9 protein-coding genes are annotated in these 10831 nt (G+C 74.2%); 3 read left to right on the top strand and 6 right to left on the bottom strand.

Annotated elements, in window-relative coordinates; translation table 11 throughout:
* Positions 1 to 65: 65 nt before the first annotated feature.
* Positions 66 to 1160: a DUF3533 domain-containing protein gene (locus AB0B01_RS10035; RefSeq protein ID WP_361715149.1), complete on the top strand. Its 1095-nt coding sequence runs from the start codon at positions 66 to 68 to the stop codon at positions 1158 to 1160.
* 136 nt (positions 1161 to 1296) lie between these two features.
* On the opposite strand, the gene AB0B01_RS10030 is transcribed toward AB0B01_RS10035, so the two are convergent.
* From AB0B01_RS10030 to AB0B01_RS10015, 4 genes are all read right to left on the bottom strand, one after another.
* Positions 1297 to 2559, bottom strand: coding sequence for a vanadium-dependent haloperoxidase (locus AB0B01_RS10030; protein ID WP_361715146.1), 1263 nt, complete (start codon positions 2557 to 2559; stop codon positions 1297 to 1299).
* 238 nt (positions 2560 to 2797) lie between these two features.
* Positions 2798 to 3673, bottom strand: a complete 876-nt coding sequence (locus AB0B01_RS10025; protein WP_356849781.1) for a S1 family peptidase — start codon at positions 3671 to 3673, stop codon at positions 2798 to 2800.
* 147 nt (positions 3674 to 3820) lie between these two features.
* The gene (locus tag AB0B01_RS10020; protein ID WP_361715356.1) at positions 3821 to 4213 is read right to left on the bottom strand and encodes a DUF1684 domain-containing protein; all 393 of its coding nucleotides are present in this window, start codon (positions 4211 to 4213) and stop codon (positions 3821 to 3823) included.
* Between the two features lie 76 nt (positions 4214 to 4289).
* Positions 4290 to 5621 (bottom strand): DUF5685 family protein, encoded by a 1332-nt coding sequence (locus tag AB0B01_RS10015; protein ID WP_361715143.1) that lies wholly within the window; start codon positions 5619 to 5621, stop codon positions 4290 to 4292.
* A gap of 283 nt (positions 5622 to 5904) precedes the next feature.
* Here AB0B01_RS10015 and sepF point away from each other — a divergent pair, with 283 nt between their 5' ends.
* Positions 5905 to 6354 (top strand): cell division protein SepF, encoded by a 450-nt coding sequence (gene sepF, locus AB0B01_RS10010; protein WP_361715140.1) that lies wholly within the window; start codon positions 5905 to 5907, stop codon positions 6352 to 6354.
* A gap of 9 nt (positions 6355 to 6363) precedes the next feature.
* Here the strand turns inward: sepF and AB0B01_RS10005 are convergent, their stop codons facing one another.
* Positions 6364 to 7533, bottom strand: coding sequence for an acyl-CoA dehydrogenase family protein (locus AB0B01_RS10005; RefSeq protein ID WP_361715137.1), 1170 nt, complete (start codon positions 7531 to 7533; stop codon positions 6364 to 6366).
* Between the two features lie 102 nt (positions 7534 to 7635).
* A complete protein-coding gene (locus AB0B01_RS10000; protein WP_361715134.1) occupies positions 7636 to 9408 on the bottom strand; it encodes an MFS transporter in 1773 nt (590 codons plus the stop codon).
* Between the two features lie 303 nt (positions 9409 to 9711).
* On the opposite strand from AB0B01_RS10000, the gene AB0B01_RS09995 reads away from it, so the two are divergent.
* Positions 9712 to 10830: a hypothetical protein gene (locus AB0B01_RS09995; RefSeq protein ID WP_361715131.1), complete on the top strand. Its 1119-nt coding sequence runs from the start codon at positions 9712 to 9714 to the stop codon at positions 10828 to 10830.
* The last annotated feature ends 1 nt before the right edge of the window (position 10831 follow it).

Here is a 10831-nt window from a genome sequence, read left to right as displayed (position 1 = left end):
TGTTCGATCATCCATTCGGTCCTCCCCTGCTGCGTCGGACCCCCGGTCGGCCGAGCGTGTGAGACATGACCCAGACCCCCAGCCCAGGTCCCGCCGGCGGTTTCCTCGCCGAGATCAAAGACGCCGTGACCCTCCGGGCCGCTCTGCTGGTCCTCGGCGTACTGGCGCTCCAGCTCGCCTTCATCACCTCGTACATCGGGGCCTTCCACCACCCGAAGCCCAGCGGGATCACGCTCGCCGTGACCGCTCCCGCCGCCCCGGTCGCCGGGCAGGCCGTACAGCAGCTGCGGGCCCTGCCCGGCAAACCGCTCGACCCGCACGCCGTCAAGGACGAGGCCGGCGCACGCGCCCAGGTCAGGGCCAGGGAGGTGGACGGGGCACTGATCATCGACCCGGCCGGCCGGACCGACCGGCTGCTCGTCGCGAGCGGCGCCGGAGCCTCGCTCTCGCAGGCCCTCGAACAGGTCGTCGGCCTCGCCGAGAAGGCCCAGGGCCGCAGCGTCCGGGTCACCGACGTGGCACCGGCCGACGCGGGCGACGCCCGCGGGCTGAGCTCCTTCTACCTCGTCGTCGGCTGGTGCGTCGGCGGCTACCTGTGCGCCGCCATCCTCGCCATCAGCGCCGGCGCCCGGCCCGCCAACGCCGCCCGCGCCGTCGTCCGGCTGGGGGCGCTGCTGCTGTACGCGATCGCCGCCGGGCTGCTCGGCACGGTGATCGCGGGCCCGGTCCTGGGCGCGCTGCCCGGCAGCGTCATGGGGCTGTGGGGTCTGGGGACGCTGGTCGTCTTCGCCGTCGGCGCGATCACCCTGGCCTTCCAGGGCCTGGCGGGGGTGGTGGGCATCGGTCTGGCGATCCTGCTGGTCGTGGTGTTCGGAAACCCGAGCGCGGGAGGGGCGTACCCCTACCCGCTGCTCCCGCCGTTCTGGAAGGCCATCGGCCCGGCCCTGCCGCCGGGCGCGGGGACGTACGCCGCGCGCTCGATCACGTACTTCCGGGGCAACGGCCTGACCGGGCCCATGCTGGTGCTGGCCGCATGGGCCGCCCTCGGCTCGGCGGTGACCCTGGCGTGCGCGGCCTTCCGCCGGGGCCGCCCGGAACCCTTCGAAGAACCGGAACCGAGACCGGAACCGGAGCCGGGCCGGGAGGCGGCGGGCCTGTGAAGACTCACGCGGACGGCGGTCCGTGAAGGCGCCCGGGCGCGGTGGCCGGTGGACGCCCGCGCGCCGGCGTGGTGAAGGCGCCCCGGGCGCGGCGGTCCGTGGGCGGCGGGCAAGGCGCCCGGGCGCGGCCGGCGTGTCAGCCCAGCGGCTCCAGGAGCCGGTCGGCGTTGCGCAGGGCGTGGCGGCCGACCTCCTTGCCGAGGACGACGCCCGCCTCGTCGGCGGAGCGGGTGTGGATCCCCGAGAGGACGCGCGCGTCGACGTTGTCCCGGGTCAGCTGCGCCCAGCTGGTGTACGTCCGACGGACCCCGGGCGCGGTCGGGCTGGAGACGGAGAACGGCGCGGTGCGCGGTCCGGCGAGCGCGTCGAGGACCACCTCGGCGGCGCCGGCGTACGTGGTGTGGCCGCTGGGGTAGTCGGGATGCGCCGGGGTGCTGTGGAGCGGGGTCCAGGTCGGGTCGGTGGCGATGTCCCCGGTGCGGATCGCGGTCACCGGGCGCCAGCGCGTGTACGCGTACTTGCTGTCGGAGGTGGCGATCTGCGTGTCGACGAGGGCCGCGTGGAACAGCGCGACCAGCTCGGCCCGGTCGGCGGCCGACCGGTGGGATCGGGCCACGGCCACGCGCAGGGGCTCGGTGTAGAGGGTGAGCGAGGAGCCGTACCAGAAGGTGGCCGTCTCGGTCTGGCGCGGGGTGCGCACGGCACTGTCGGCCCGGCCGTAGGCGCGTACTTCGGCGAGGTCGGCGCGGTACCGGCGGGAGTCGAGCGCGGGCGGCGGCCCGAGCCGGTACCGGGACGGGGAGTCGAGCAGGAACGGCCTGGCGACGCGGTTGCCGTACTGCGCGGCGGGGGCGTACCCGTCGGGCGTCGGCTGCCAGACCCCGGGCGCGGCGGCCGGGACGGTGAAGGGGGCGTTCACCGACGCCGGGTCGAGGCCGTCCCCCTGGCGCTCGGCCAGCGCGAGGCGGGCCTGGCGGGCGCCGGCGGCGACGCCGCGGTCCTCGGCCGAGCCGTCGGGGATCCCGGCGAGGGTGGCGGCGAGCGCGGCGTCGAGCTGCGGTGCGCGGGCTGGCGCGAGGGCCACGAGGGCGTCGTGGACGGCGGAGGCGACGGCCGCGTCCTCGAACGGCGTGCGGTCGCGCCCGGCGGGTGCCCCGCGGATGGCGCGGGCGGCGGCGAGCCAGCTGATCGCCCAGGTACGGCTGTTGGTGATCTGGGTCGGCGCGCCGGCGGCGGCGACGGTCTGCGCGGTGAGGTCGTACCAGTCGCGTACGACGGCGCCGCTGTCGCCGGCCGTGGCCGCGGCGGCGTGCGCGGAGGGGACGGCGGCCGTGGCGGCCAGGACCAGGGCGGACCCGAAGGCGAGCAGAGCGGAACGGGACGAACGGGACGCATTCATGCGGTGACGCTAGCCAGGCGCCGCGTCCGCCGGCAACGGCCGTTGCCCGCCGGGGCGGTTCGGACACGGACTTGTCGTGCGCCGTCCATGACGGCGTTACACCGCGGGGCGCGTGACCATCCTGCACGCACTCCGTCGGTCCGTCCGTCCGTCAACGGTGCACCCCCGCCCGGAGATCCGGACGGGGGTGCTCGGAAGCTGCCGCGCGGCCCGGGCGGGTTCCACCCGGCCCGTGCCGTCAGTAGACGCTCACCCCGTAGGCGTTGAGGGCTTCGACGACGGGCTGGAAGAAGGTGGTTCCACCCGAGGTGCAGTTGCCGCTGCCGCCCGAGGTGAGGCCGATCGCGCGGGTGCCGGAGTACAGAGGGCCGCCGCTGTCGCCGGGCTCGGCGCACACGTTGGTGCGGATCATGCCGTAGACGATGTCACCGCCGCCGTAGTTGACGGTGGCGTTCAGGCCGGTCACCGAGCCGCTGTGGGTGCCGGTGGTGGAACCGCGCCGGGTCACGGACATGCCGACGGTGGCGTTGGCGGCGCTGGTGATGTCCTGGCTGCCGACGGTGCCCGCGTGGGCGAGGGAGGTGTTGTCGTAGCGGATCAGGCCGTAGTCGTTGGTGGGGAAGCTGGAGCCCACGGTGGCTCCGATGGTGGTGCTGTGCGAGGAGTTGGTCCACCAGGTGCCGGCGCCGTCGGTGCAGTGGCCGGCGGTCAGCACGTAGTAGGTGGTTCCGCTGCGCACGTTGAAGCCGAGCGAGCAGCGCCAGCCGGAGGCGTAGATGGCGTCGCCGCCGGAGATCAGCTTCCTGAGCTTGCCGGGGATGCGCTCGATGCGCAGGGCCGCGGCGTCCGCTCCGGCCTCACGCTTGATCTTGGCGATGTCGGTGGCGGAGACCGTGGAGTCGGCCGTGACCACGAGGGTTCCGCTGGCGGGGTCGGTGTACCAGGCGGTGCCGGCGACGTCGGCACGCTGGACGGAGGCGCCGGCGGCGGCGAGCCGGGCCGCGCTGAAGCCGCTGTCCGCGCTGGCGGCGGTGGGGGCGGCGAGCCCGGCGACGGCGGCCAGGCCGGCTGCCACCGCGAGCAGCCTGGTACGGGTAACGCTCTTGATCCTCACTTCTCGTCCTCCCGGGAGGGATCGGGGGCCCGGCGGACGTGGGGGCGCCGGAGCCCGTGAGGCGCAGCCGGGGGTACGGCGGGCGCACTGAAATTTCGTCGTGCTCCTGACAAGCCCCCGAATGGCGCTGTCGGGAGTGTCCCGGCGTCAGATACGGGCGGCAAGGGCATCTTTCAGCCTCCGCTCGCCCGCTTCCACCGGGAACGGCAAGGCGTTCCCGGGCAGCGGGAACGGGCAAGTGAAGTGATCGGCGAAGGCGTCGTCACCGGTGCAGGACCCGCCGTCCGGGCGGAGGCCGCCCCGGGCACGCGCGGCCCGCCGCACGCCGGCGCCGGTGGCGCGCCACTGCCCCGGAACGGCCGGAATTCGCCCCTCCGGGTGATCGGCGGGCCCGGGGGCCCTCCCGGACGGGGTCCGGGAGGAGGCGCCGGTGGAGGAGGGCGGGCCGTACGGGGCGGGCACAGCCGCCCTCCGATGCCGGGCCCGCCACGCGGTCTTCGGATCGTCTGCGTCACCGCTGGTATCGCTGATATCGCTCATGCCGCTCACCCCTTCCACACCGGTCGGGACGGGAACCGTTCAGTAGGCCGTCCGGACCTGTACGTCCGACGGGGGCTCAGCAGCCGTCGCAGGGGCAACAGCAGCAGCCGTCGCACCCGCAGTCACAGTTGCCGCAGCCCGGGTCGCCGCAGTCGCAGGCATCACACCAGGCGTCCCGCTTCTTGCGGGACCACGGACCCTCGTGGTCGGTGCAGCACAGCTGGCAGGTGCAGAACAGCCCGATGGCCACGGCGCACCCCGCGAGCAGCCCGCGGCGCGGCTTCTGCGGGGGCACCCCGCCGCCCGGACCCGTGGGCGGCGGCATCCCGGGGCCGCCGGGCCCGCCTGCGCCGCCCCCGTACGGGTTCCCGCCGTGGGCGCCCCCGCCGTACGGGTTGCCTCCGTACGGGGCCGAGCCGTACGGGGCCGAGCCGTAGGGAGCCGAGCCGTACGGGGTCGACCCGTACGGGCTGCCCGGCCCCGGGCCGTAGCCGGGCGGCGGGGCCCCGTGACCGCCCTGCCCGGCGGCGTTCACGCCCGTGTGCCCGCAGCCGGAGACCCCGAAGGCCCGGTCCACCGAGGTGCGCAGCTCGTGCACCAGCAGCCGGTGGGCCAGCCCCGCATCGGTGAACTCGACCTCCCGCAGCGCCAGCCGGATGCCCTGCAGGGCGTCGTCGCACAGCCGCCGGGCCTCGGCGAGCGGGGTCCCGGTGGCGGTCAGCGGGTTCCAGGCGCCCGCCGCGGCGTCGGCGGCCTGGTCCTCCACGGCGTCGAGCAGGTGCGCGAGCCGCCCGAAGTAGCGGCCCGCCTCGGCGAGCGGGGCGGCGTTGCCTGGACGTCCGGCCAGCTGCGCGGTATGGGCGAAGGCGGCGGCCGTCGCGGCCTCCGTGGGCTCGGTCACCACGAGCACCGGAGTGCCGGGGCCGGCGAGCGTTTCAATGCCCGCCTGCCGGTCCACCGCGTCGACGAGGACCGCCGTGTCGAAGCCGAGCGAGGCTCCGGTACGGGCGCCGGCCCGGTCCCAGCCGCGGGCCACCTTCCGGGCGGCGGCGGCTATCGGGGCGCGGGCCAACAGCCCGTCCCGGTCGGCGACGTGGTCCCGTACCTTCGCGGAGGCCAGGACCAGCGAGACGGCGGCCGCGAGCCGCGCCCCTTCCCCGTTGGCCACCGAGGCCGTCCGCATCCCGCGCAGCGGGCAGGGCCCGGCGGTGCGCCGGGAGCCGGGCGCCGGTCCCGACTGAGCGTCCGTCAGGACGGAGACGAGCAGCCCGTCGTAGTTGGTGACGATCCTCGCGAACTGGCCGTGGTCCCCGCGAAGTGCCAGGCAGAGCCCGCACAGATGAGCCATCCACTCCGTCTTGAACCGCTCGCCCAACCGGTGCGTGCAAGGCCTGACGATGCCGAACAATCTGGCTCCCCCGTGTGTCGTGCGCGTAATGGACGGGCATCGTATCCAGCCCGGTCGTTCACCCGTACGCCCCCGCTGCTCACCCGGAAGACGGCACCGGTCGTATTTTCACTCAGTCAGCAGCCGCAGCCATCAGCAACCTTGACCGTGCAACGGATGTTCTGCACCAGTACCGTCACGAAAGCCGTGCGCGGCGGCTATCCACTTGGCGCGTTGTCAGCATCATGGACGACCATAGGGGCAGCGGAGAGAAGACAACTGACCGCGGTGAAAGGAGGCGTCCATGGGTTCGGTACGCAAGGCGAGTGCCTGGTTGGGTCTCGTGGAGGACAGCGACGACGAGCGGTACTACGACGACGACTACGCGGAGACAGCCCAGGGTTCCGTCGCGGGACCGGGCGACCAGTGGGCCACCGATCCCCGCGTCAGGGTGGCGTCGGAGTCGGCCGTCGAGCAGGGCCGCCGCATCGCGACGGTCACCCCGGACGGCTTCCGTGACGCGCGCGGCATCGGCGAGCTGTTCCGCGAGGGCGTCCCGGTGATCGTGAACCTGTCGTCGATGGAGCCCGCCGACGCCAAGCGCGTCGTCGACTTCGCGGCCGGTCTGACCTTCGGCCTGCGTGGCTCGATCGAGCGGGTGGCGACCAGGGTCTTCCTGCTGACCCCGGCCGACACCCAGATCGTGAACGGCGAGCCCGCCGGCCGCTCGCGCGACTTCTTCAACCAGAGCTGAGCAGGGCTCTCACCGGAAGGCGTCGAGCCCGGTGAGCGCCTTGCCCAGCACCAACTGGTGCATCTCGACGGTGCCCTCGTAGGTGAGGACCGATTCGAGGTTGGTGGCGTGCCGCATGACGGGGTATTCGAGCGAGATCCCGTTGGCGCCGAGGATGGTCCGCGCGGTGCGGCAGATCTCGATGGCCTCGCGGACGTTGTTGAGCTTGCCGAAGCTGATCTGCTCCGGCCGCAGGGTGCCCGCATCCATCCGCCGGCCCAAGTGGTGGGCGAGCAGGATGCCCTTGTGGAGCTCCAGCGCCATGTCGGCGAGCTTCGCCTGGGTGAGCTGGAAGCCGCCGATCGGCTTGCCGAACTGCTCCCGCGTCTTCGCGTAGTCGAGCGCGGACTCGAAACTGGCGCGCGCCGCGCCCATCGCCCCCCAGACGATCCCGTACCGGGCGTGGCTGAGACAGCCCAGCGGTCCCTTGAGCCCGGTGACGCCCGGAAGCACCGCGTCCGCGGGCAGGCGGACGTCGTCCATCACCAGTTCGCTGGTCACCGAGGCGCGCAGCGACCACTTGTGCTTGATCTCCGGCGCCGAGAACCCGGCGGAGTCCGTGGGGACGGCGAAGCCGCGGATGCCCTCGTCGGTCTGCGCCCAGACCACGGCCACCGAGGCGACGGATCCGTTGGTGATCCACATCTTGCGGCCGGTGAGCACCCAGTCACTGCCGTCGCGCTTGGCGTACGTGCGCATCGCGGCCGGGTCGGAGCCGATGTCGGGCTCGGTCAGGCCGAAGCAGCCGATCAGCTCACCCGCCGCCATGCCCGGCAGCCAGCGCTGCTTCTGCTCCTCGGAGCCGTACTTCCAGATCGCGTACATGGCGAGCGAGCCCTGCACGGAGACCAGGGAGCGGATGCCGGAGTCGGCGGCCTCCAGTTCCAGGCAGGCGAGCCCGTACTGCACCGCGGTGGCGCCGGCGCATCCGTAGCCCTGGAGCGACATCCCGAGCGCCCCGAGCGCGCCGAGCTCACGAGCGATCTCCCGGATCCCGGGGAGCTCGCCGCGCTCGTACCAGTCGGCGATGTGCGGCAGGATCCGGTCGGCGGCCCAGGTGCGGACGGTGTCGCGGATGGCGAGGTCCTCGGGGCTGAGGAGCTCGTCGAGCCCGAGCGGATCGGTGGGTACGAAGGACACGGGGCCTCCCGGCGGGCCTGAGCGGTAAACCTAGCGGTGCAAGTTTGTCCGTCCTCCGGCCCCGGGTCCACCCCCCGCCGCCTGCGGCGGAGCGGGAGGGGATCAGCCGGTGCGGCGGCCGAGCACCGGGTTCCGTTCCGGCTGCGCCGGGCCGGGGACCCGGGCCCCCGCCGGGGCCGGCACGTACGGGGCGGCGGGTACGGCCGCCTGCGCGGGGAGGCGTACCTGCCCGGGCTCGGCAAGGGCCGCACCGGCGTCGGCCGCGCCGGCGTCGGTGGTGCAGTCCATGGCGCGCGGCAGCTTCAGCGCCATCACCGCGCCCGCGAGCAGCAGTCCGGCACTCACCAGCAGCGTGACGTGCAGTCCGTGGACGAAGGAGTGCCGGGCCGCGGCGAACAGCGCCGCTCCGGCGCCGCCCCCGAGATGCCCGGCGATCTGGTAGGCCTCGCCGAGCGAGTTCGCCGCATGCGCGGAGTCCGCCGCCGAGACCCCGGGCACGTGCAGCAGCCCCGGGGCGTAGGCCGCGTTCATGACGCTGCCGAGCAGCGCGATGCCCATGCCCGCGCCCAGCTGGTACGAGGTCTCGCCTATGGAGGCCGCGCCGCCGGCGGTGGCCGCCGGAGCCTCGCTCAGCATCGACTCGTACGCCGCGAACAGCGTGGTCTGGAGGCCGAAGCCGAGCACGACGAAGCCCACCGTGAGCAGCACCGGCCGGTCCTGCTGCCCCATGAAGGTCAGCAACAGCACGGCGAAGGCCGTCAGCAGGAAGCCGAGCGACACCATCGTGCGCGGCCCGATCCGGGCCAGCGTGTACGAACCGGTGGCGCCCGCGGCCATCGCGGCGAAGGTCAGCGGCAGCAACCGCAGGCCGGTCTCCAGCGGGCTGAGGTCCAGCACCAGCTGGAGGTACTGGACCGCGATCAGCTCCAGGCCGACCAGCGCCAGCATGGCGAGCACGATGCACCCCACGGACGTCGAGAAGGCCGCCCGCGAGAACATCCGCATGTCGATGAGGGGGTGGGGGCGCCGCTTCTGCCGCCGTACGAACAGGATCAGCAGCGCCGCGCCGAGCGCCAGCGGCGCCAGCGCGTACGGGTCGAGGAGGACGCGCTCGGCGCCGAGCCGCTTGACCCCGAGGACCACACCGAGCACGCCGCCGACCGCCGTCAGTGCGCCGAGCACGTCCCACGGCCCGTCGCAGGAACCCTTGGACTCCGGCAGCAGCCAGCGCCCCAGCGGGAGGATCAGCGCCATCAGCGGGATGTTGATGAGAAAGACGGACCCCCACCAGAAGTGCTGGACGAGGAAGCCGCCGAGCACGGGTCCGCTCGCCGCGCCGATGGCGGCGACGGCCGTCCAGATGCCGATGGCCAGGGCCCGCTCGCGCCGGTCGGGGAAGACCTGGCGCAGGATCGACAGCGTGGCAGGCATGATCATCGCACCGCCGATGCCGAGCAGCGCGCGGGCGGCGATGAGCACCTGGGCGTTGTCGGCGAGGGCGGCGGCGGCGGAGGCCGCGCCGAACAGCCCGTAGCCGAGCAGGAGTATCCGGCGCCGGCCGACCCGGTCGCCGAGGGTGCCGAAGAGGATCAGCAGCGCGGCGCAGACGAGCGGGTAGGCGTCGACGACCCACAGGAGCTCGATCGGACCGGGGCGCAGGTCCTCGGTGATGGAGGGGACGGCGACGTGCAGGATCGTCGCGTCGAGCGCGACGAGGACCAGGCTGACGCAGAGGACCGCGAGGACGACCCAGCGGTTGGCTCCGCCGGACACCGTGGCCAGCCTCCCCCGGACACCGTTCGGGGCTGCCGACGGCCGGAGGGAGGCCGCGTCGCTGCCGGCGGTCCTGCGGCCGGACGCGTTCGTCCCCGACATGCATGTACCTCCAGATGATCGCTCGCACTCGGCGGACCAGCGTCTTGTGAGCCACGGTGATGGTGCGCCGTACGGCTTCCTTCGGGGGTCCGGCATCGACACGCGAGTGAAGGGTCAGCGTACGCGAGTTCGCCTGCCCGACACGTGGTCAAGCTCTCATCGCGGCGGCGGCCGCACTGTGGTGTACGCCACTCGCCCACCCCTCTTCCGCCGTCGTCGCGCGCCTCCGACCGCGTACACGCGTGGTCGCCCGCCACGGTTCTGGGCCCGTGGGCCGCTGAGCCGCCACCGATAATCATGCCTGTGGAAGATCTTGGATTTCGCCGGGCCGCGCCCGCACTCGCCGTCTTCGCGGGCGTCCGGCTGCTCGGTCTGGCGGTGCTCGCGGTGTGGGGTGCGGCCGTCGGCAGCAGCCCGCACACGCTGCTGTCGGCGCGCTGGGACTCACTCTGGTATGCCGGGATCGCCGCGCGGGGATACGGGTACGAGGTGGTCCTCCCGAACGGGGACGTCCACTCGAACCTGGCGTTCTTCCCGCTGCTGCCCTGGCTGGAGCGGCTGGTGGCGGCGCCGACCGGGCTGTCGTACGGCTCCGCGGGCCTGGTGGTCTCGGCCATCGCGGGGCTCGCCGCGGCCTGGGGGATCTTCGCCGTCGCCGATCTGCACCACGGCCGCCGGGCGGGGGTGTGGGCCGTGGCGCTGTGGGCCGCGCTGCCCGTCGGCATCGTGCAGTCCATGGCGTACAGCGAGTCGCTGTTCACCGCCCTGGCCGCCTGGGCGCTGTACGCGGCGCTGCGCGGGCGGTGGCTGACGGCGGGCCTGCTCGCGGCCGGCTCGGGGCTGACCCGCCCGGTCGGCGCGGCGGTGGTGGCGGCGGTCTGGGTGGCGGCCGTCCTGGCCTGGCGGCGCGGTGAGCGGTCGTGGCGGACGGCGGCGGGGGCGCTGCTGGCCCCGCTGGGCGCGGCGGCGTACGTGCTGTGGGTGGGGGCGCGGACCGGTGGCGGTCTGCTGGGCTACCTGGACGTGCAGGGAGGCTGGGGCAACGGCTTCGACGGCGGCCGGGCCTTCGCCCGGTTCATCGGGGCGAAGCTCGCCTCGGGCTCCCCCGGCGGCGTCGCCGCCGGGATCGGGCTGATCGCGGGCGTCGCACTGGTGCTGTGGCTGTACGGGCTGTGCGTACGGCAGCGGCAGCCCGCCGCGCTGCTCGTGTACGGCGGCGTCGTGCTGGCGCTGGCGCTGTGTGCGTCGGCGTACTTCGGCTCCAAGCCGCGTCTGCTCCTGCCTGCGTTCCCGCTGCTGCTGCCGCCGGCGGTGGGGCTGGCGCGGTGGCCGACGGGGCGGGCGGCGGCGGTGCTGGGGGCGGTGGCCCTCGCCGCGGCGGGGTACGGCGCGTTCTGGCTGAACGGCTCGGGGCCCCCGTAGG

Origin of the sequence: Streptomyces sp. NPDC044571 (genome assembly GCF_040647115.1) — a bacterium.
GTDB lineage: Bacteria > Actinomycetota > Actinomycetes > Streptomycetales > Streptomycetaceae > Streptomyces.
This window is presented reverse-complemented; position numbering and strand designations above follow the sequence as displayed.